Annotated in this window: 14 protein-coding genes; 7 read left to right on the top strand and 7 right to left on the bottom strand. The window is 73.5% G+C overall.

The genetic code is table 11. The features are described from left to right. Positions 1–276: 276 nt before the first annotated feature. The 6 genes from ACZ7KF_RS24290 to ACZ7KF_RS24265 all read left to right on the top strand — a co-directional run bounded on the left by ACZ7KF_RS24290 (position 277) and on the right by ACZ7KF_RS24265 (position 6,154). Positions 277–1,110, top strand: coding sequence for an AfsR/SARP family transcriptional regulator (locus tag ACZ7KF_RS24290; RefSeq protein ID WP_471078701.1), 834 nt, complete (start codon positions 277–279; stop codon positions 1,108–1,110). A 62-nt stretch (positions 1,111–1,172) separates the two neighbouring features. Then, positions 1,173–1,853, top strand: a complete 681-nt coding sequence (locus tag ACZ7KF_RS24285; protein WP_471078698.1) for a flavodoxin family protein — start codon at positions 1,173–1,175, stop codon at positions 1,851–1,853. Next, entirely contained in the window at positions 1,850–3,265 is a 1,416-nt protein-coding gene (locus ACZ7KF_RS24280; protein WP_471078695.1) for a phenylacetate--CoA ligase family protein, read from the top strand. The genes ACZ7KF_RS24285 and ACZ7KF_RS24280 overlap by 4 nt, the downstream gene beginning before the upstream one ends. 65 nt (positions 3,266–3,330) lie before the next feature. Further along, the gene (locus ACZ7KF_RS24275) at positions 3,331–4,845 is read left to right on the top strand and encodes an anthranilate synthase component I family protein (RefSeq protein ID WP_471078692.1); all 1,515 of its coding nucleotides are present in this window, start codon (positions 3,331–3,333) and stop codon (positions 4,843–4,845) included. After that, a complete protein-coding gene (locus ACZ7KF_RS24270; RefSeq protein WP_471078689.1) occupies positions 4,842–5,444 on the top strand; it encodes an anthranilate synthase component II in 603 nt (200 codons plus the stop codon). The genes ACZ7KF_RS24275 and ACZ7KF_RS24270 overlap by 4 nt, the downstream gene beginning before the upstream one ends. A gap of 104 nt (positions 5,445–5,548) precedes the next feature. After that, positions 5,549–6,154 carry a DinB family protein gene (locus ACZ7KF_RS24265; RefSeq protein WP_471078686.1) on the top strand — a complete coding sequence of 202 codons (606 nt, stop codon included), beginning with the start codon at positions 5,549–5,551 and terminating at the stop codon, positions 6,152–6,154. Here ACZ7KF_RS24265 and ACZ7KF_RS24260 read toward each other — a convergent pair. Both ACZ7KF_RS24260 and ACZ7KF_RS24255 read right to left on the bottom strand, forming a co-directional pair. Further along, positions 6,109–6,423: an NIPSNAP family protein gene (locus ACZ7KF_RS24260; protein ID WP_471078683.1), complete on the bottom strand. Its 315-nt coding sequence runs from the start codon at positions 6,421–6,423 to the stop codon at positions 6,109–6,111. The genes ACZ7KF_RS24265 and ACZ7KF_RS24260 overlap by 46 nt on opposite strands. 64 nt (positions 6,424–6,487) lie before the next feature. Then, a complete protein-coding gene (locus tag ACZ7KF_RS24255) occupies positions 6,488–7,087 on the bottom strand; it encodes a TetR/AcrR family transcriptional regulator (RefSeq protein WP_471078680.1) in 600 nt (199 codons plus the stop codon). A gap of 179 nt (positions 7,088–7,266) precedes the next feature. On the opposite strand from ACZ7KF_RS24255, the gene ACZ7KF_RS24250 reads away from it, so the two are divergent. After that, a complete protein-coding gene (locus ACZ7KF_RS24250; protein ID WP_471078677.1) occupies positions 7,267–8,058 on the top strand; it encodes an SDR family NAD(P)-dependent oxidoreductase in 792 nt (263 codons plus the stop codon). 49 nt (positions 8,059–8,107) lie between these two features. Here ACZ7KF_RS24250 and ACZ7KF_RS24245 read toward each other — a convergent pair whose 3' ends face one another. The 5 genes from ACZ7KF_RS24245 to ACZ7KF_RS24225 form a co-directional block, all read right to left on the bottom strand. Next, entirely contained in the window at positions 8,108–9,088 is a 981-nt protein-coding gene (locus tag ACZ7KF_RS24245; RefSeq protein WP_471078674.1) for a polyprenyl synthetase family protein, read from the bottom strand. Positions 9,089–9,252: 164 nt separating this feature from the next. Continuing rightward, a complete protein-coding gene (gene sbnA, locus ACZ7KF_RS24240; protein ID WP_471078671.1) occupies positions 9,253–10,260 on the bottom strand; it encodes a 2,3-diaminopropionate biosynthesis protein SbnA in 1,008 nt (335 codons plus the stop codon). After that, the gene (locus ACZ7KF_RS24235) at positions 10,257–10,502 is read right to left on the bottom strand and encodes an MbtH family protein (protein WP_471078668.1); all 246 of its coding nucleotides are present in this window, start codon (positions 10,500–10,502) and stop codon (positions 10,257–10,259) included. Before ACZ7KF_RS24235 ends, sbnA begins: the two co-directional genes overlap by 4 nt. An 86-nt stretch (positions 10,503–10,588) precedes the next feature. Continuing rightward, entirely contained in the window at positions 10,589–13,000 is a 2,412-nt protein-coding gene (locus ACZ7KF_RS24230; RefSeq protein WP_471078665.1) for a M20/M25/M40 family metallo-hydrolase, read from the bottom strand. Continuing rightward, positions 12,997–22,386 (bottom strand): amino acid adenylation domain-containing protein, encoded by a 9,390-nt coding sequence (locus tag ACZ7KF_RS24225; RefSeq protein WP_471078662.1) that lies wholly within the window; start codon positions 22,384–22,386, stop codon positions 12,997–12,999. Before ACZ7KF_RS24225 ends, ACZ7KF_RS24230 begins: the two co-directional genes overlap by 4 nt. Between the last annotated feature and the right edge of the window lie 12 nt (positions 22,387–22,398).

Raw genomic sequence — 22,398 nt, 5'->3', positions numbered from 1 at the left:
ATGTGACAGTGTTAAGCGCAGTTCAAGGCTATACCGCCTGGGCAAACCTGTGCCGGGTGCGGAACGGTTGTGGCTGGAACTGCTCTGCCCCGGGCGCCCGATCACAGAACCCCCGCTGATCGCAAGGGCGCAGGTGCGGACTACGACGTTCGGCGCACATCCACTGATGCGAACGGCTCACCCGACGACCCGCGCCTTGTTGGCGCACTTGGCGCGTTTCTACGTTGGCCCCGTCTTCTCGTGCTCGGAACAACGGGGAAATCAGGGGGAAACACGATGCACGACAAGTACGTAACCGGACGCGCCGCCGACGGCGCGATGATCGCGGACGAGGCGACGGTGGAGGTGCGCTGTCTGGGTGACTTCAGCGTCACCCTCGACGGCCGCCCCGTGCTGAAGTGGCGCGCGGGCAAGGCCCGCCACCTCTTCCAGTACCTGGTCATGAACCGGGGCCGCCTCATGCTGCGAGAACACCTGTACGAGGCACTGTGGCCCGGCAACGAGTGGTCGCCCACCAGCAGTTCGCTGAAGGTCGCCATGCACGCGCTGCGCCAGGTGCTGCGCACCGAGGAGGACCTGCCCGGACGGCCCGCCGTCACCATCGAGTACCGCGACCACGGCTACATCCTCCACGCGGACCGCGTATGGGTGGACGCCGAGGAGATGGAACACCACCTGGAGCGCGGCGCGCTGGTGGAGCGCCACGGCGACAGCGCCTCGGCGGCCGACCACTACCGGCGGACCGTCGCCCTCTACCGCGGCGAGTTCCTGCCCGGCGAGACCACCGACTGGGTGACCGAACAGCGGCAGTGGACGCGGTCCACCGTGCTGCGCGCCCTGCACCGCCTGCGCGAACTGGCCCTGCACGAGGCCGAGCACGCGGCGGCGACGGAGTACTGCCGGCAGATACTGGACGTGGACCCCTACCAGGAGGAGGCCTACCAGACGCTCATGTACGTCCACGGCACGCGAGGCGAGCTGGGCAGCGTCAAGTCGTGGCACGACGTGTGCGCGCGCCGCCTCAGCCAGGGGCTCGACGCACAGCCCGCCCCGCGCACCCGGCGCCTCCTCGACGACGCGCTGCACGGCCGCCTGGCGCAGCGGATGTAACCGTCGGCTAACCGCGTCCGGCGAGGATCCCAGCCCCACCGGTTCGGCAGAGGGAGGCGCAGGTGGCGAGCGGCACGCAGCAGATCCGCATCCTGGCGGTCAACGGTTCGGAACGGCCGGACGGCAACAACGCGGCCATCCTCCGCTACGCCGAGAAGGAACTCGCGGGCCGGGGCGCCTGCCTGGACGTCGTGTGCCTGCGGGACCTGCGGATGACTCCGTGCGGTCCCTGCGGCGACTGCAACTTCCGGACCGCGCCCTGCACGGTGGACGACGACGTGGCCGCGGTCGTCGACCGGATGGCCGAAGCCGACGGCATCATCTACGCCACTCCCGTCCACGGGTTCGGCAGCGCGCCGCTCATGCCGGCCTTCATCGAACGCTCCGGTACCGGGTATCTGCGCTTCGACCGGCGGCTGACCAACAAGGTGGCGGGCGCCGTGGTCACCGGGCGCCGCTACAGCCACGTCGAGACCTACTCCCACCTGCTCCACAACATCCTGCTCAACCGGATGATCGTCGCCGGACACGGCTTCCCCTCCGTCGTGCACGGCGACGAGGCCGGCAGCGTGCTGGCGGACGAGGAGGGCATGGAGATGGTCACCCGCATGCTGCACCGCATGGTCGACCTGATCCAGGTGCTGCGGGAACACCGCGAGCTGACGGGACGGGACGCACTGGCCGTCGACGTCCCCAGCGAGCGCCACCGATCCCCCCACCGCAGCCAGGGAGCGCACCGATGAACGCCCCGCACGTCGACCCGCGGTTCCGCGACGCCTACGCCTCCTTCACCGACGACTACTACAACGGCACGCTCGGCGAGCCGCAATGGGACGCCTGGGACACGGAACGGCTGCGGACGGTGGTCCGCCACGTGCGGGACAACTCGCCGTTCTACCGCCGCCACCTCGGCGCCACGGACCTCGACGGCCTCACCCCGGAATCGCTGCCGCACCTGCCGTACACCACCAAGGACGACCTGCGCCGCGAGATGACGGACGTGCTGTGCGCACCCGTGTCCGAGGCCCTCGTCTACTACGAGACCACCGGTACGACCGGAGCGTCCACGCCCTGCCCGCGCGCCGCCAAGGACGTCTTCACCAGCGATCTGCACGTCACGGAGGCATGCCGCCGGCTGTTCGCGGCGCGCTACGGCGACCGCCTGCCGATGATCGGGCTGATGGGCCCCAGCGAGCTGTACGCCTTCGGCGACACCTTCGGCGAGGTGGCCCAGCGGCTCGGCGCGAGCCACGTCAAGCTCTGGCCCGAGTCACCGCGGGTCGGCTTCGAGAAGGCGCTGCGCCTGATGCGCGAACTGGGCGTCGAGGTCGTCGTGGGCGCGCCCGCCCTGTGCCTGGGACTGGCGAAGGCCGCCCGGCACTACGGCTACGACCTGCGCCGGGACTTCAAGGTCGACCTCTTCCTGGTGCTGGGCGAGATCTGCACTCCGGCGTTCGCCCGGAACGTCGCCTCGCTGTGGGGAGCCGACACCCTGCCGATCCTGTACGGCTCGCAGGAGGCGCTCGCCGTCGCCACGGGCTGCGCCGAGGGCCGGCTCCATCTCTCGCGTCCCAACTACCTCCCCGAGGTCGTCGATCCCGCGACCGGGCGGAGCCTCGGCCCGGCCGGTGCGGGGGAACTGGTCCTGACCATGCTGATCGACGGGATCAAGCCCCTCGTCCGGTACCGCACCGGCGACCATGTGCACCTGACCGACGAGCGCTGCGCCTGCGGCCGTCCGGGGCCTCTGGTCACGGTGACGGGACGCGTCGCCGACCACGTGGTGGTCGACGGGCGGCGCCTGCGGCCCGCGGAGCTGGAGGAGGCGCTGCTGGACGGCGTGCGGGGCTGCCTCGGCTACCAGATCGTCGTGGATCCCGGCCCCGACGGAACGGACCGGGTCACCGTACGACTGGAACTCCTGCCCGAGCACCGGGACGAGGGGGCGGCGGTGGCCGCGGCGACCGCGCAGCGCCTCCTCGCCAGGTGCGGCGTGCGGGCGGACGTCGAACTCACCGCCGACCTCGATCCCGTGACCCACACCGGTGCCTTCGTCAGCTGGAAGGCGGCCCGCTTCCAGGACAACCGCACGGAACCGGACCACGAGGTGCGAGCGGCCCGGCAGGCCGCCGTGCGGCACCTGCTGCCCGGCTGACCGACCGCACCCCGTTCCCGCGCGCAGCCCGTGGCCCAGCACAGGCCAGGAAGGAGTGCCGCCCCATGACGACGCACTCGCCGCCCCTCCACCCACCGGCCCTCACCCTGGCGGTGCGGCGCTCCCGCTGTGCCGCCCCCCGGCCGCTCGCCGCGTACCGGGCACTGGCCGCCCGTTTCGGGCGGGACCAGGTGTACCTCCTGGAGTCCGCGGGCGGGCCGGCGCAGGACAGCCGGCGCAGCCTGGTCGGCTTCCGCTGCCTGCTCACCGTCACCGTCACCCGCGGCCGGATCGACGCCACCGGCGTCCCGGCGCTCACCGATCTCGCGACGAGTGCCATGCGCCGGGCGCTCGGTGTGCCGGCCGCGGACGGCGGACCCCTGCACCTGCCCTCGCCCGGCGCGCTGTGGACCGCGCTGCGGGCCCTGACCGCGGCCTTCGCCACGGACGAACCCGGCGTGGACGAAGGGGAGTCGGGTTTCCTCGCCTTTCTCGGCTACGACACCGCCCACTACATCGAGAACCTTCCCCGCCTCATCCGGCAGGAGGAGGAGCTGCCCGACCTCTCCCTGGCCCTGTTCCAGGGCTGCCTGTCGTACGCGCCGGAGCGGTCGCACGCCGAGCTGGTGCTCACCGACGCACCGGCGTGGCCGCCGCTGGACACGGAGGCCCTCCGGCGCACCCTCGCCTCCGGCCCGCCCGGAGGACCGGCGGACGAAGCCGTGTGCCCCGACGTGCCGCCGCCCTACCGGGTGCGCGACAGCACCACGCCCGAGCGGTACCGCGACGACGCCCGGCAGGCCCTGGCCCATCTGCGGGCGGGGGACATCTACCAGGTGCAGCTCGGCCACGAGCTGACGATCGAGAGCGACGCCGACCCGGTCGACGTCTACGCGCGCCTGCGGATCCGCAACCCCTCGCCGTACATGTACCTGGCGCCGTACGCGGGCCGCACGGTCATCGGCGCCAGCCCCGAACTGTTCGTCCGCAGGGAGGGCGACCTGCTGACCATGCGCCCCATCGCCGGCACGCTGCCGTGCGGCGCGGATCCCGCCGAGGCGGCACGCCGGGCCGCACTGCTGCGTACGGACCCGAAGGAGATCGCGGAGCACGTCATGCTGGTGGACCTGTGCCGCAACGACATCGGGCGGGTGTGCCGCAGGGACACGCTGGACACTCCCGACATGCTCCGGACGGAGCGGTACACGAGGGTGCTGCACCTGGTGTCCACGGTCACCGGGCGGATCGAGCCCGGCACGGACGTGTTCGACGTGATCGCGGCCCTCTTCCCGGCGGGCACGATGACCGGTGCGCCGAAGATCCGGGCCATGGAGATCATCGAAGCGCTGGAGACCCGGCGCCGGGGCCTGTACGCGGGCGCCGTCGGCGTCATCGGCCACCGCGGCCACCTCAACCTCGCCCTGTGCATCCGCACCCTGGTCCACGACGGCGGGGCCTACCGCACGAGGGCGTCGGCGGGCGTCGTCGCCGACTCCGACCCCGAGCGGGAGTGGGTGGAGACCCTCGCCAAGTGCAGCGCCGCCCACTGGGCGGTGACAGGAGAGGAACTGCTGACGTGAAGGTCCTGCTCATCGACGCCTTCGACAGCTTCGTCCACATCATCCGCCAGTACCTGCTGACGACGGGCGTGGACGTCGTGGTCGTACGCGCGGGCGATGTCGACGCCGCCGACCTGCCCGGCCCGGGGACGGACGCGGTCGTGCTCGGCCCGGGGCCGGGGACGCCCGACGACCACGACTATCCGCGGTTCGTCCGGGCGACGGCGGGCCGGGTCCCGCTGCTCGGGGTCTGTCTGGGACACCAGGCGGTGGCCGCCGCCCACGGCGCCGTGGTCCGGCCCGCGGAGCGGATCATGCACGGCAAGACCAGTGACATCGAGCACGACGGACGCGGTGTCTTCACCGGGATGCCCGAAGGCTTCACCGCCACCCGCTACCACTCCCTGGTGGTCGTCGAGGAGACCCTGCCGAAGGAGCTGGAGGTGAGCGCGCGGTCGCGGGACGACGGTTACGTCATGGGCCTGCGCCACCGCGGTCTGCCGGTCGAGTCCGTGCAGTTCCACCCGGAGAGCGTGTGCACCCGCTCCGGCCTGCGGCTGATCGAGAACTTCGTCACGCACGCCGCCGACCGGGCCGAGCGGCGGGCCGGAGACCCCTGACGGGAGGGCACCACCCCACGAACGAGGGACGGCCGTTCATACTTTCCGGGGCGTCGGCTGCGCTGCGGCTCCGGCGGGCCCGCCCGCCGCCTACGGTCGTCGCCATGGAGATCGACTTCAACGAGCAGCTGGTGGCGCAACTCGACTGGCACTGGCGCCACCAGCTGCGGCCGCGGCTGGACGGCCTGAGCGACGACGAGTACTTCTGGGAGCCGGTGGCCGGCGCCTGGAACATCCGCCCCCGGGACCACGGCCGGACGGCGTCGGCGGCGGGATCGGGCAGCCACGTCATCGACTGGGCGACGCCCGAGCCGTACCCGGCTCCGGTCACCACCATCGCCTGGCGGCTCGGACACGTCGTCGTCGGAGTGCTGGGCATGCGGGTCGGGCACTACTTCGGCGGCCCGAAGACCGACTACGAGACCTTCGCGTACGCGGCGACGGCGACCGAGGCCCTGCGCCAGCTCGACGAGGTGTACGAAGGATGGCTCACCGGAGTGCGCGGGCTGGACGCCGACGCGCTGGCCGCCCCGAGCGACGATCTGTGGGACACCTACCGTCACTGGCCGCTGGCGGCCGTCGTCCTCCACGTCAACCGTGAGGTCATCCACCACGGAGCGGAGATCGCGCTGCTGCGCGACCTGTACGCGGCGTCTCCGATCGATCAGTCGCGGTGGGGCAGCAACGGCCGCATGAAGGTGCGTTCGTAGCGCAGGACGCAGCCGCTGTCGTCCCGGATGCGGTCGGCCTCGATGAAGTCCGGATGTCTGCCGAACAGCCCCCGGTACTCCTCGTAGGCGGCCAGACCCGGAAAGCTGAAGAGCGCCAGCGCCTTGTCGCTCGCGCCTTCGGACGGAAGGAAGTAGCCGTGGTGGGTGCCGCCGTGCTCCTCGACGAGTGCCATCCACCGCTCGGCGAACCGCTCGAAGGCGTCGATCTTCGCCGCGTCGATCGTGTATTCGACAACACAGGTGATCACGACAGCATCGTACGGCGGCCCCGCCGTTCCGGGCACGGGCGGTGCACCGGCCGACGGCGTACGCTCACGCGGGCAGGTCGTGCCCGGCCGGTCGGCCGGCGGTACCGCGCGCGAGCAGCAGGAGGGCGTCGACCAGGTCCTCGGCGGCGCTTCCGGTGGCCAGGCGCCGCAGTTGCAGTCCCATGACGACGGCGACCGTGGTGGCGGCCAGACGCTCCGCGTCCGGGACGCCCAGGGCGGTGAGGATCCGGGCGGCGAGCCGGTCGTAGGCCTTGAACGCCTCGGCCGCCGCCTCCCGCAGCCGCTCGTCGCGCCCGGCGTGGAGGTACAGCTCGAACGGGGCGAGCTGGGCACTGTCCAGCGCGGTGCCGCACGCGACCTGGCCGGCCAGGGACGCGGCGTCCTCCACGCCGATGCCGTCGGTCTGGCACTGGTCGGCCAGGTCGGTGAAGTACCGCGCCTCCTCGCGCACGAAGTGCAGCAGGCTCTCGCGCAGCAGATCGTGCTGGGTCTCGAAGTGGTACGTCACGGAGCCGAGCGACACGCCCGCCTCCCTGGCGATCCGCCGGTTGGTGACCGCGGCCACCCCGTCCTCGCCGATGATGCGCAGAACGGCGGTGATGATGCGCTGGCGCGTCGAGGCGGAGGGGGCGGCGTTCGGCATGGCAGGCATTGTTCCATCAGTGGCCCCCGCCACGGACCGCGCCCGGGTCCAGCGACGCCCGGCGAAAATGACATGGCGTCAGCCTGCCTGGCACGCACCGCCGTTCCCTGTGACACCGGTGGACAGAGAACCCTGTCGTCTCTATTGTTCGTTCGAACGAACAGGACGGGAGGACGGTCGTGCGCATCGCAGGGGCACGTGTTCTGCTCACCGGAGTCACGGGCGGTATCGGAGGTGCGATCGCCGCCGAGATGTCGGCACGCGGCGCGCAGCTGATCCTCAGCGGCCGGCGGCGCGAGGCGCTGGAACCGCTGGCCGACCGCTACGGGGCGCGGACGATCCTCGCCGATCTCGCCGACGACGCCGACGTCGGGCGTCTCGCCGAGGAAGCCGCCGGCACGGACATCCTCGTCGCCAACGCGGCCCTGCCCTCCAGCGGCGACCTGCTCGACTACACGCCGGCGCAGATCGACCGCGCGCTCGCGGTGAACCTGCGCGCACCCGCGATGCTCGCCCGGCTGCTCGCCCCCGGCATGGTGGCGCGCGGAAGCGGCCACATCTGCTTCGTGGGATCGCTGTCGGGCATGGCCGCCACCAAGTCCTCGTCCCTGTACACCGCGACGAAGTTCGGACTCCGCGGCCTCTCCCTCGCCTTCCGCCAGGATCTGCACGGCACCGGCGTCGGCGTCTCCATCGTCCAGCCCGGCTTCGTACGCGACCTCGGCATGTTCGCCGAAACCGGTTCGCCCACACCCGGCGGTGTCCGTACGGTCGCACCGCGGCAGGTCGTCAGGGGCGTCACACGGGCGATCGAACGCGACGTCGCCGAGATCAACGTCGCCCCGCTCGAACTGCGCCTGCTCACCAGGATCGCCTCCCAGTTCCCGGGCTTCGCCGAACGGGTGCAGCGGCGCGCGGGCGCGGAGAAGACCGTGCACGCGATCGTCGCCGCACAGCGGACGCGTCGCTGACCGCCGGACCGGTCCGCGGGCACGGCTCCGCGGCGGGGCGCGGCGGCCCTCAGCCCCGGGCGGCGAGAAGCAGTCGGGACGACCGGTCGACGAGGTCCCGCAGGAGGGGCGGATACCCTTCGTGCCCGCCGAGTTCGTCGAGAATCCGGTGGGCACGGTAGCGGAACTCCTCGAGATCCCTCTCGAAACGGTCCAGCACCGCCGGCGCGAGCAACAACTCGGTGAGGTCCGCCCGGGCACGCGCGCAGTGCCGCGCGGCAGCGTGCAGAGCCAGCACCCGCTCCCGGTGGCCGGCGGCCCTCTCCTCCAGGGCACAGGCGAGCAGATGGGTGACGGTGCCGTTGCGCAGATCCTCCCCGCGGCCGGAGAGGATGTCCTCCTGGTCGTTGAAGAGCTGCCACAGCACCCCGAAGACCTCGCCGAACTCGCGCCACAACGCCAGGCGCGGCTCCTCGGCGCCCGCCAGCCGGGCGGCCATCACGGTGATCATGCGGAACGGCGCCCCGGACTTCCCCAGGTACGCCGCGACCACCGAGGCCCGCGTGGCGCCCGCCGCCCGCCCCTGAAGGTCCCTCAGCTGTCCCTCGGACGCCGGGATCCAGCACCGCACCACCTCGGCCGCCAGCGCGCCGCGGACCGGCTCCGGAACGCGCTCGGACTGAACGGCGAGGAGGGGAAGGGACGTCCCCGCCACGAAGGTGGCGAGCAGCGCCGTGCTCTCGTCGAGGTCACCGGCCCGGTAGCCGCCCGGGGAGTCGGCGAGGTCGTCCAGACAGCAGGCCGACGTCCACCACAGCTCGTGGACGACGGCCAGGGGGAGCGCCGGTTCGAGGCTTCCGGTCTCGACGGCGTGGACGATCAGCGGCAGGACCGACAACGGGTACCCGAACGCACGGTGGTCCAGGAGTTCGGCCACGGCCGCGCGGACCGCGGGTGCCGATGGACCGAGCAGGTCGAGTACGGCGTTCCGCTCCGCGTCGATCGCGGCGGCCATCCGCCGATGCACATCCTCGTACGTCACCGTCGTCACACGAGCCCCTCACCACCACCGGATGCGGTCCGACCCCGATTCGATCACCCGCCACGGCGAGGAGCCAGACCGCATTCCCGCCATGGCCGATTCGTTCGCCGACGCGCTCGGCCGGGCACGGAGCACGAGGGGCGCGGCGGCACGCTCGGGACCGACAGGCCCGATCAGCCGGCCGGCACGGGCGTCGCCACGGACCTGATGGTGAAGTCCTCGACCGGATCGAGGAATGCGTCCACCCAGGCGTCGCTGTACACCGTGTCGGCGTACCCGGCGCCCCGGTCGGCGCAGAGGAACAGCACCGAGGGGCGCGGGCCGGTGACGGAGCGCTGCGCGAAATAGTGCTGGACCGCGGCGTAGAGACTGCCGGACGAGCCGCCGGCGTGGATGCCGCTGCGGGCCAGCAGCGCCCGGCAGCCGTCCGCGGTCCGCCGCTCGGGCACGATCACCACGTCGTCGATGATCGCCTTGCGGACGAGAGGCGGAACGATGCTCGAACCGATCCCCGGAATTCTGCGTGCCCTCGGCCGCTGCCCGAACACCGCGGACCCGGCCGCGTCCACCGCGACGACCCTGATCCCGGGGAACGCCTCCTTCAGGCGCCGGGACAGGCCCGCGACGGTGCCTCCGGTGCCCACGCCCACGAAGACGTAGTCCAGGCACGGGACCGCCGCCACGATCTCGGCGCCGGTCAGCCGGTAGTTCGCCTCCAGGGCGCCGGTGTTGCTGTACTGGTCCGGCCAGTAGCACCGCTCCAGCGTCCGCCGGATCTCCTGCACCCGTCTCAGCCGGGTCCGCAGGTAACCGCCCGTCGCGTCGCGGGTGGTGACCTTCTCCACCCGCTCGCAGCGCGCGCGGAGGCGGGCCTCGGTCGAGGCGTTGCAGTTCGGGTCGATGACCGGGACGAAGCGGATCCCGAGCGTGTGGCAGAAGGACGCCATGGAGACGGCGAAGTTCCCCGACGACGATTCCACGACCGTGGTCTCCTCGGTGATGTCACCCCGCTCTATCCCCGTCTTGAGGATCCAGAACGCGGCTCGGTCCTTCAGGCTGCCGTTGGGGTTCTCGAACTCCAGCTTGGCCAGGAGACGGACGTGGTCGTCGTCGACGGGAACGACCGGCGTCCGTCCGAAGGAAGCCTCCAACCGTCGCAGCCGGTCCCGCAGATCACTCATGGACGCTGTTCCATCCGGCGGCGCAGGCTCAGCGGCCGCATGTCCGTCCAGACCACGTCGACATGGGCCAGGCACGCCTCCTCGGAGCCCCGGAAACCCTCCTCCGACCAGCCCGGGGGCAGCTCGCGGTCGACCCACCACACCGAGTACTGCTCCTCGTCGTTGCGCACCACACGGTGGGTGGGCTGCTCCGCCGCGCTCTGCACGGCCGCGGTGGTGGTGTCGTCGGGTGTCAGTGCCATGTGCTCGTCTCCTCGGGGCAACAGCGTTTCGGTTCCATGGAGTTCCGGCTCGCACCGGGGTGCCGGCTCGCACCGGGTCCCCGGTGTCACAGGGTCGTGGTCCGGCGGGCGACGGAGGTGTCGGTGACACCGAATCCGAAGGGCGCCACCGTGGTGTCCTTCGTCCGGGGGCCGACCAGGGCGGCCACGTCGCGGGGCAGGCCCGCCGTGCGGTCGGCGGCGTCGACCCGCAGCCGTTCGCCCGCGCGGACGTCGCAGCTCAGCTCCACGCCGGAGGTGCCGCCACCCGTGTACTCGAACACGACGGTGCCGTCGGACGCCCGGCTCCCGGACAGCTCCCCGGCCGTCAGCCGGGTGCCCGCGATCTCACAGCCGCGCAGGCCCGCGAGCGGCAGCCGGATCCGCAGCATCCACGCGTCCCGCCGGGAGGTCACCCGGAAGCGCACCGTACGGACGTCTCCCGCGGCCGCATCGGCCAGCAGGCGCACCTCGGGGGGCGCCAGGTCCACCTCGGGGGCCTTCGCGCTCAACGCCTCGGTGCGGCCCTGCCCCAGGTAGGCGCCGGGCACCCGCTCGCTCGACGAGGCGCCGCCGAGGGCCTTGCGCGTCCACGCGTCCCGGCCGGTGCTGATCCAGCGGGCGGTGTCCCGGTCCAGGTCGCGGACGTACACCAGGGAGTCCGGCTGCGGCTGGTGCGCCGAGTAGTCGGACCGCCACACGCCGACGACGGCGAGCCCGAGCGCCACGACCGCCGCGACCGCACCGGTCGGCGCCGGCCGCGGCACCCGGGCGAGCAACGGCACGAGCGGGAGCCCGCCGATGCAGGCCACCGCCATGGCCACCGCCGCCAGCGGGGTGCCCAGAGCGATCAGCAGGCTCGCCACCAGCGGCGCGAACAGGACGGCGACCGTGGCGGCCGGCAAGGCGTCGAGGACGACGGTGACGGCGACCGTACCGGGCCGCACCGCAAGCGTCCCGGCGGCCCGCCGGCAGGACCACCACAGCGCGGGCAGCCCGGCCAGCAGCGGCCACTGCGCCAGGTAACCGGCGCCCGGCACCACGGCCGTGGTCACCACCAGCAGCACCGCGCAGACCAGCAGGCAGCCGGCCAGCCGGGCCGTCGCGCCGCGCCCGCGCAGCACCCGGGCCGCTCCGAGCAGCAGCCCCAGGGTCAGGACGAGGAAGCCGGCCGCGAGGAACGCGCTGCCGTACGGCTCGGGCAGCCCGGGATCGGCCAGCTCGGGACGGATCGCGGTGAGCGCGAACCACAGGCCGAAGCCGAGGACGGCGGCCAGCACCACACAGGCGACCCCGGCCACCGCCACCACGAGCAGATCGACCGGCCGCAGGGCCCGACGGGCCACCCCCCACGCGACCAGTCCGGCGAAGGCGAGCACGGTCACGACCGCCAGGCCCAGCGCCCAGCCGACGGGATAGTGCACCAGCACCCGGCTGAACAGATCGAAGTAGACGGCGTCGGCACCGCGCGCCCGCCCCGGGTCGTGATCGCCCAGGGCGCGCACCAGGCCGAGCATCGCCGCGCCCTGGTGCTGGAGGCTGTCGGGATCGAGCCGCGCCGCGTCGTCGCGCGGGGAGTGGTAGTCACGGAAACCCGACAGGAAAGCGGCGTTGAACCCGGCCGCGCCGGCCTCCTTGAAGACGCCGAAGTCGGTCTCGTTCGCCATCCGCCGGTAGACCTCGTACGCCAGCGAGTTGGCCACCGGACGCACACCGCCGGCGGCGAGAGCCGACACCAGCGGGCCGTTGCCGGTGCTGGTCTCGAAGAACATCACCGGGCCGCCGGTGCCGCGCGCCTCCCAGTTGAGCACGACGGAGAAGTCCTTCACCGGGTGCTGCCGCACGAAGCTGCGCGCACCCAGCGAGCCCAGTTCCTCGGCGTCGGTGAACAGGAACACGACGTCCTCGCGGACCCCGCCCCCCGCCTTCAGCGCCCGTATCGTCTCCAGCATGGCCGCCACGGCCGCCCCGTCGTCGGCCGCCCCCGGCCCCGTGGGCACCGAGTCGTAGTGGGCCACGACCAGCAGCGGCTTGCCGCCGTGCCCGGGAGCCCGGCCCGCGACGCGCGCGACGACGTTGGTCACCTCGGCCGCGCTCACCGCCCTGCCCGCCTCGGGCCGGCGCACGACCCGGCCGGTCTCCAGCGAGACACGGGCGCCCAGGGAGCGCGCGGTATCGGCGATGTACGCCCGCACCCGGGCGGCCTCCGGCGAGCCCGAGGGGTGCGGGCGCTGGGCGATGCGGTCCACGTGCAGTTCGGCGCGCGCCGCCGAGAACACCCGGGCGGGGGCACCGGTGCCCTGCGCGGCGGGCGGCGCCAGGCCCAGCACGGCCAGCGTGCCGAGCACCGCGGCCACGCCCAGCGCGACCACCGTCGACCAGCGGTCGGTGCGGAGCGCCGCGGCGGAGTCCGTCGGGGCGGGTGTTCCCGCCGGCGGCTCGTCCCGGTCGGGGTGCCGCACCGTGGAAGGGGAAGTCATCGGTGTGTCTCTCCGTGGTGCGGCGGACGGGTGCGCTCGCCGGCGTCGGCGAGATAGGTGTCGATGCCGCGCGTCGGATCAGCGGCCACCTCGGCCAGCAGGTCCACGTACCGGCGCAGGAACAGCTGCGCCCGGTCCGCATCGAGAGTGCTCTCGCGGTACACGAGGTCGAGCGACAGACCGTCGGGGTCCTCCGTGACGTACAGGCTCAGATCCCGTTTGGCCAGCGTCTTCGCCGGGGGCTCCGGGGTGACGGTCAGCCCGTCCGGACCGCTGGAGGCGCCTTCGTAGTTGAGGACGTTCAGCATGATGGTGTACAGCGGGTCGCTGATCGGGTCGCGGCCGGGATCCACTTCCCGGGTGACCCGCTCCAGCGGGGCGTCCTGATGGTCGAACGCGTCCAGCACGTCCGCGCGCACCTGGTCCAGCAGCGCACCGAAGGCGGGCCGTCCGGACAGGTCGACGCGCAGGATCACGTGGTTGACGAAGCAGCCGATCAGCCCTTCGAGTTCGGGGCGGGGACGTCCGGCCACGGGGGTGCCCACATGGACGTCGTCCTGTCCGGTGAACCGGCCGATCACCACATGGAGCGCCGCCAGCAGGGTCATGTACAGCGAGGCGCCGTGCTCGTTGCCCACGGCGCGCAGGGCGTCGGTGACCTTGGCGTCCACCCGCGCCACGAGGGTGGCGCCCTGCGGTGAGGAGGGCACGGACGTCGGTCCGCCCAGCCGCAGCCGCGGCAGCCCGGCGAGGCGCCCGCGCCAGTGGTCGAGCTGCCGCTCGAAGGCACCGCTCTCCCAGGCCGCCCGCTCCCAGGCCACGTAGTCGGCGTAACTCATCGGCAGCGGGGCGAGAGCCTCCGCGCGGCCGTGCGCGCCGTACAGCGTGACCAGTTCGCGCACCAGCACACCGAAGGACCAACCGTCGAGCGAGAGATGGTGGATGGCCATGAGCAGCACATGCTCGTCGTCGGCCAGCCGGACCAGCTGCCACCGGGCCAACGGCCCCGTGCCGAAGGCGAACGGGCGGACCCGGTGCTCGATGCGCAGCCGGGACAGCTCGTCCTCCCGGGCGTCGGCCGGCAGCCGCGACAGATCCGCCACCGGCAGGATGTCCTCGGGCAGCGGCACCCGTGCCTGCCGGGGCGCCCCGCCGTCGGCCGGATCGGCGAACACCGTGCTGTGCAGCGTGTAATGCCGTTCCGTCAGAGCGCGCACCGAGGCGCGCAGCGTCCCGGCGTCCAGCAGGCCGTGCAGCCGCAGGGCGAACACCTGGTGGAACGTGTCGGCGACGTCCTCCAGCTGCCCCATGGCCCAGTAGCGCTGCTGGGCGTGGGACAGCGGCAGCGGCTCCCGGTGCTCGGTGCGCACCAGGTCGGGGCCGGTGAGCGGGCGGGACCGCTCGGCCAGCGCGGTCAGGCCCGCGGCGGTGGGTGCCTCGAACAGCGCGCGCACGGGCAGATCCACGCCGAGCGTCTGCCGGAGGCGGCCGACCGTCCGGGCCGCCGTCAGCGAATGGCCGCCCAGGGCGAAGAAGTTGTCGTCGACACCCACCCGGGGCAGGCCCAGCACGTCGGCGATCACCGAGCACACCACCTCCTCCCGGGCGGTGAGCGGCCGCCGTACGGCGGGCACGTCGTTCCGCGCGGGCTCCGGCAGGGCCGCTCGGTCCAGCTTGCCGTTGGCGGTGCGGGGCAGTTCGTCGAGGAGCACGAACGCGGCCGGCACCATGACCTCCGGCAGCGCGGCCCGCAGGCGCTCGCGCAGCGCGGCGGGCTCGACGGCCGGCCCGGGGCGCCCCGGGACCACGTAGGCGACCAGACGGCCCGCGCCGGCCGGGCCCTCGCGCAGCAGCACGACCGCCTGGGCGACCCCGGGGTGCTCGCGGAGCACCGCCTCGATCTCCCCCGGCTCGACCCGGACGCCCCGGATCTTGACCTGGTGATCGACACGCCCCAGGAACTCGATCTCGCCGGCCCGCGTCCACCGCACCAGGTCCCCGGTCCGGTACATCCGGGAGCCCGGCGGTCCGAACGGGTCGGGAACGAACCGCTCGGCGGTCAGCGCGGGCTGGTTGCGGTAGCCGTGGGCGAGCTGCGCGCCCGCCACATACAGTTCGCCGGGCACGCCCGGGGCCACCGGGCGCAGCCACGCGTCCAGCACATGGCAGCGGGTGTTGAACACCGGCCGGCCGATGGGCGGTTCCTGGGGCCAGCCCGCTCCGCCCGGCGGCAGGGTGTGGACCGTGGCGACATGCGTCTCGCTGGGGCCGTAGTGGTTCTGCAGGCGCAGCCGGGGGTGGCGCGCGCTGAACGTCCTGACCTCCTGGCTGAGCACCAGGGCCTCACCCGCGTGCACGATGTGCCGCAGCTCGGGCAGGCCCTCGGGGGTGGCGTTGGACTCCCGGGCGATGGCCTGCAGGACCAGGTTGGGGATGAACAGCGCGTTGACGCGGTTCTCGCGCAGCCAGCCGACGAACCGCTCCGGGTCCTTGCGGACGTCGTCGTCCGGGACGACCAGACAGCCGCCGGACAGGGCCGCCGTGAACGTCTCGTGGGCGAGCACGTCGAAGCCCAGCGCCGAGAACTGCGCGACCCGTGCGGCGGCGCCGTCCGGGAGCTGCGCGAGGTTGTCCCACAGCAGGTTCACCAGCGCCCGGTGCGGCAGCACCACGCCCTTGGGCCGGCCGGTGGAACCGGAGGTGTAGAGCACGTAGGCCGGCGCGTCCGGGGACACCCCGGGGAACCGCGGCGCGGGCGTGCGCCCGGCATGCGGCCGGTACCGGTCCTGGTCGAACCTCAGCACCGGAACGCCCTCGGGCAGCCGGGGCAGCGTGGCCTCGTCGGTGACCACCAGCCGGGGCACGGCGTCGGAGACCATGTGGGCGATGCGGGCGGTCGGGTAGTCGAGATCGATGGGCAGGTAGGCCGCACCCGTCTTCAGCACCGCCCAGACGGTGGCGATCGTCAGCGGCGAGCGGGGCAGGGCGATCGCCACGACCCGGTCGGGCCCGACCCCGTGCTCGATCAGCTCCCGGGCCAACCGGTCGGACCAGGCGTCGAGTTCGGCGTAGGTCAGCACCAGACCGGCACCGCGCAGCGCCTCGGCGTCCGGGGTACGGGCGACCTGCCGGGCGAAGAGGTCGGTGAGGGTGGCCTCCGGGACCTCGTGCGCGGTGTCGTTCCAGTCCGCCGCGACCGCCCGGCGCTCGTCGGGGGTGAGCACGTCCAGGTCCGACAGGGGCAGGTCCGGCCCGGCCACGGCCGCGCGCAGCAGTCGTACGAAACGGTCGGCGAGCCGCTCGGCACTGTCGTGGTCGAACAGGTCCCGGCTGTACTGCACCGCCAGGTCGAGTCCGGCGGGGGCGCCGTCGTCGTCGCGTTCGGTGAGGTTGATCAGGAGGTCGAACTTGGCGGTACCGGTGGGCGCCGGCTCGAAGTCGATGGCGACGTCGGGCAGCGCGATCTCGCCGTCGTCGTGGTTGTCGAGGACCAGCATCACCTGGAAGAGCGGATGCCGGGACAGCGACCGGGCCGGGGCGAGCAGCTCCACGAGCCGTTCGAACGGGACGTCCTGGTTGCTGTAGGCCGCCAGATTGCCGGCCCGCGTCCGGTCGAGGGCCTCCCGGAAGCTCGGGTTCCCGTCCGTGTCGATCCGCAGGACCAGGGTGTTGGCGAAGAAACCGACGAGGTCGTCCAGAGCCTGGTCGGTGCGGCCGGCCACCGGCGAGCCGATCGGGATGTCGTTGCCCGCGCCGAGCTTGGTCAGCAGCATGGCGAGCGCGGTCTGCAGGGCCATGAACAGGGTGGCGCCGTTGCCGCGGGCCAGCCGCAGCAGCTCCGCGTGGAGCCCGGCGTCGATCGGCGTCTCGAACTGACCGCCCTGGTGGTCGCTGACCGCGGGACGCGGCCGGTCGGCCGGCAGCCGCAGCTCCTCGGGGATCCCGTCGAGCGCCTGGCGCCAGTGGGCGACCTGGCCGGACAGGATGCTGTCCGGGTCGTCCTCGCCGCCGAGCAGTTCGCGCTGCCACAAGGTGTAGTCGGCGTACTGGACGGGCAGCGGCTGCCAGCCCGGTTCGGCGCCCCGGGCACGGGCCGCGTAGGCGGTGACGAGGTCGCGCGCCAGCGGACGGATCGACCAGCCGTCACAGGCGATGTGGTGCAGGACGAGGAGCACGACGTGCTCCTCGGCACCGAGCCGGAACAGCCAGGCGCGCAGCGGAGCGTCCCGCGTCACGTCGAACGCGGTACGGGACGCCGACAGCAGTTCGCCCGCCAGGTCGTCGGCCGCCACCTCCCGGGTGACCAGCGCCGGCCGGGCGGAGGCGACCGGAAGGATCAGCTGACGGGGCAGGCCGTCGTCGTCCGGGAAGACCGTGCGCAGACTCTCGTGCCGGCCCACCAGGTCGCCGAGCGCCGCGGCCAGCGCTGCCTGGTCGAAAGAGCCGCGCAGCCGCAGCGCGGCGGTCATGTTGTACGTCGGGCCGGGGCCCTCCAGCCGGTTGAGGAACCACAGCCGCGTCTGGGCGTACGACAGCGGGAGCCGGTCCGGGCGTTCCACCGGGCGCAGCGCGGCGTGGGCGGAGCCGGCCGTGTCGAGGGCGGCGGCGAGCGCCGCGACCGTGGGTGCCTCGAAGAGGCGCCGCAGCGGCAGTTCCACGCCGAGCGCGGCCCTGATCCTGCTCGCCAGCCGGGTGGCCAGCAGCGAGTGGCCGCCCAGGTCGAAGAAGCTGTCGTCGACGCTGACGCGGTCCACCTGCAGCACTTCGGCGAACAGGGCCGCCAGCACCGCCTCCCGCGGGGTGCGCGGGGCGCGCCCGCCGGAGGTTCCGCCGCGGTCGGGGGCGGGGAGCGCGGCTCGGTCGAGCTTGGCGTTGTGCGTGAGGGGGAGTTCGGGCAGTGCGACGTAGGCGGCCGGCAGCATCGCGGAGGACAGCAGCCGCGCGGCGTGTTCCCGCAAGCCGGCCCGGTCCGGCAGGGTGTGCCCCGGAGCGGGCACGAGGTAGGCCACGACACGCTGGTCGCCGGGTTCGTCCTCCCGGACGACCACCGCGGCCTGGCCCACGGCGGGATGCCCGGTCAGGGCGGCCTCGATCTCGCCCAGCTCGATACGGTGACCGCGGACCTTGACCTGGTCGTCGCCGCGTCCGCAGAACTCCAGCCGGCCCAGCGGGCCCATCCGGACCATGTCACCGGTGCGGTACATCCGGGCGCCGGGCGGCCCGGCCGGATCCGGCACGAAACGGGCCGCCGTCAGCCCCGGCTGATGGTGGTAGCCGCGGGCCAGCGCCGCGCCGGCCACGCAGAGTTCACCCGTCTCCCCGGCCGGCACCGGTCGCAGGTCGGGCCCGAGGACCCGGAGCGCCACATTGGGCACGGCCCTGCCGATCACCGGCTGCTCGCTGTCGGCGAACGCGGCGACCGTCGTGTCCACGGTGCACTCCGTGGGCCCGTACATGTTGTGGGCGAGCACCCCGGCGGTCTCCCGCAGCTCCCGCCACAGAGCCGGCGGTACGGCCTCGCCGCCGAGCAGCACCACAGGGGGCCGGTGGTGTTCCGGGGACAGCAGTCCCGCCGCGTTCAGATGGGCGCAGTGCGTGGGCGTGACGTCCACGACGTCGACCCGGTTGCGCCGCACATAGGCCACGAAGGCGGAGGTGTCGCGCCGCACGCCGTCGCCGAGCAGATGCACCGTGTGCCCGGCGAGCAGCCACAGCAGCCCGCACACCGAGGCGTCGAACGACAGCGGTGCCGCCATCGCCACGCTCAGCTGCCGTCCGCCGACCGTGGCGGCCGACGGGCCGAACAGCTCCGTGCTGTGCGAGCCGAAGACGTTGACCGCGCTGCGGTGCGTCACGACGACGCCCTTGGGCCGGCCGGTGGAGCCGGAGGTGTAGATGATGTACGCCGCGTTCCACGGATCCAGGGGAGACGTCCGGTCGGCGTCGGTCAGGTCGGAGTCGGGCTGGGCGGCCAGCTCCCGCAGGACGGCGTCGTCCTCCGGATCGAGCACCGGCACGCCGTGGTCGGCCAGACCGGAGGCGATGTCCGCGCGGGTGAGCAGCAGTGCGGGGTCGGCCTCGGCGAGCACCGCCCCGATCCGCTCGGCGGGCTGGTCGGGATCGACCGGTACGTAGCAGCCGCCCGCCTTCCACACGGCGAGCAGGGCCACGATCGCGGCCGGGGTCTTCGGCAGCAGCAGGGCGACCGCGCGCTCCGGACCGATGCCCCGGGCCACGAGCAGTCTGGCCAGCCGGTTCGCCCGGCCGTTGAGGTCGGCGAAGTCCAGCCGGGCGTCGTCGACGGCGATCGCCGGGGCCGCCGGGGTACGGGCGGCCTGAGCCTCGAAGAGGCCGCCCAGGGTGGTGTCCGGGATCGGCGCGGTGCGCACCGGGATCGCCGCGCCGGCCAGCGACCGGCGGTCGACCTTGCCGTGGGCGCTCAGCGGCAGCTCCGGCACGCACAGCAGCTGGGCCGGGATCACCTGGGCGGCCATGCGCTCCAGGAGGTGACCGCGCACCCGCTCGTTGGTGAGAACCCCGGCGCCCGCCACCGGCACGACGTGGGCGACGAGTTCACGGTCGCCGTCCGCCGCGGTGCGCACGTGCACGGCGGCCCGCGCGATGTCCGGGTGGGCGACCAGCGCGGCCTCGATCTCCCCGAGTTCGACACGGTGGCCGCGGATCTTGACCTGGCGGTCGACCCGGCCGAGGAACTGCAGAACACCGTCGGTCCGCAGCCGTACGCGGTCTCCGGTGCGGTAGAGGCGGGAGCCGGGCGGCCCGAACGGGTTCGGACGGAAGCGGTCGGCGGTCGTCCCCGGCTGCGCGAGGTAGCCGCGTGCCAGCCCCACGCCGCCGATGTGCAGTTCACCGGGGACGCCGGGCGGGGTGGGGCGGCCGTGCCGGTCCAGCACGTGCACCGTGTAGTTCGGCCGGGGCCGGCCGATGGGCGCGACGTCCTCGCCGGCCAGGTCGCCGGCCGTGCCCGAGGTGGCCTCGACGGTCGTCTCGGCGGGCCCGTACCCGATCGTCACCTCGCGGCCGGGCGCCTGCCAGCGGGCGCACAGCGCCGCCGGCACCTCCTCGCCGCCGAGCTTGAGCCTGCGCAGGTCCGGCAGGTCGGCGCCGTCGAGCAGCGACAGCACCGCGGGGGTGGCGATCAGGGTCGTGACGCGCTTGTCGCGCAGCAGGGCGACGCTCGCCCGCGGGTCCAGCAGCGTCGTCCGTTCGGCCTGCACCAGACAGGCGCCCCGGCACAGGGTGCCGAGCATCTCGTACATGCTCACGTCGAACGTCGGGCTCGCGAACTGGAGCATGCGGTCGCCGGGACCCAGGGCGAAGCCCTCGCTCAGGCCGAGCACGAAGGCGACCGCCGCCGCGTGCGGCACCTGGACGCCCTTGGGCACGCCCGTGGAGCCGGAGGTGAACACCACATAGGCGAGGTGACCCGGTGCGGCGAGCGGCGCGGGCCGCACGACGGGCGTGTCGGGCGCGGCGGCGGGGCGGACCTCGACGCCGGTGACGCCGGGCGGCAGCGCCTCCAGCCGGCCGACCGTGGTGACGACATGGACGCACCCGGCGCGTTCCAGGGTGGCCCGCCGCAGCTCCGGCGAGTGGGCGGGGTCCAGCGGGAGATAGGCGCCGCCCGCCTTCATCACTCCCAGCAGGGCCGTCGGCAGCTCGGCGCGCGAATCGAGCAGGACCCCGACGACGGTGTCCGGGCCGACCCCGTGCGCGCGCAGCGCTGCGGCGAGCCGGTCGGCCCGCTCGTCCAGCTCCCGGTACGTCGTCGTGGTGTCGCCCGTCATCAGCGCGGGCGCGTCGGGCGTGCGGTCGGCCCACTCCTCGAACAGCTGGTGCACCAGTGGCAGAGCGGACGTGAAGGGCAGCACGGGACCGGTGCCGGCGGCGCGGAGTTCCGCCTCGTCGGCCGGGCCGAGCAGGGGCGCCGCGGACAGCCGGGTGTCCGGGGCGGCGAGCAGCGCCCGCAGCAGCGTGGCGTAGTGCTCCAGCAGCCGGGTGATGCGCGGGTGGTCGAAGAGCTCGGTGGAGTACTCCGCCCACAGCCGTACGCCCTCGCCGACGACCTCGGTGACCTCCACCAGCAGGTCGAACTGGGTGACGTCGCGGTTGCGCGGATACGGCTCGATGCGCAGGCCGCCGGCCTCGACGGACTCGGTGATCGCGTGGTGCAGGGTGAAGCAGGTGCGGAACAGGTCCTCGTCGCCGTCCCGTGTCGGCCGCAGCTCCTTCACCAGGTGGGCGTACGGCAGGTCCTGGTTCAGATGGGCGCCCACCACGGTCTCGTGGGTGCGGCGCAGCAGTTCGGCGAAGGTGGGGTCGCCCGCCGTGGACGTCCGCAGCACCAGCGTGTTGGCGAAGTAGCCGATGAGTCCGGTGACCTCGGCCTGGTTGCGGCCCGCGAAGACCGAGCCCACCGCGATGTCGTCCTGGTCGGTGTACCGGGACAGCAGGGCGCTGAACGCGGCGAGGTACACGGTGAGCGGGGTGACCCGGGCGGACCTGGCGAGGTCCTGCACCGCGGCGCCCAGGTCACTGGGGAGCATCAGCCCCGCGGTGGCCCCGGCGGCGGTCGGCCGGGCGGGGCGGCGGCGGTCGGCCGGCACCTCGACCACCGGCAGACCGGCCAGCCGCGTCCGCCAGTAGGCGAGTTGCCGGTCGAGTTCGCCGCCCTGGGTGCGGGCCCGCTGACGGCGCGCGAAGTCCGCGTACTGCAGGGGCAGCGGGGGCAGCTCGGGGGAGTGGCCGGCGCGGGCGGCGGTGTAGTGGGCGATCAGCTCGCGGGCGAAGACCTCGAACGAGGCGCCGTCGAAGGCGATGTGGTGGACGACGACCACCAGCACATGCCGCTCCGGCGCCAGCCGCCCCAGTCCGGCGCGCAGCACCGGTCCCGTCGCCAGGTCGAACGGAGCGTCGCCCAGGGCGTTCACATAGCGCTCGACCTCCTCCGGCGCCGCCGTGGTGAGATCGGTGACCGGGACCGGCCAGTCGGCGGGAGCGGGGTCGACGACCGGGTGCGCGGAGCCGTCCGTCTCGGGGTACCGGGTGCGCAGGATGTGGTGCCGTTCGACCAGTGCGGTCAGGGCGCGCGCCAGCGCGGGCACGTCGAGCGGTCCGGCCAGCCGCAGCGCGAGCGTCACGTGATACAGCGGCAGTTCGGATTCCCACTGGTGCAGGAACCACTGCTGCTCCTGGTTGTACGACAGCGGGGGCGGCGCGTCCGGACGCGGATCCGCTGCCGACGGCGTCGCCGTGGCGTCCGTCCCGGACGAGGTGCGCCGTCGCTGCCGGGCCCGCTCGCCCTGCAGGGCGCGCCGCGCGTCCGCGAGGCTGGGGGCGGCGGGGCGCCGGTCCTGACCGCTCATGGTCATCTCCGC

The organism is Streptomyces sp. NPDC038200, from assembly GCF_055600785.1.
The sequence above is the reverse complement of the archived record's forward strand: the minus strand, read 5'-3'. Positions and strand labels throughout refer to the sequence as shown.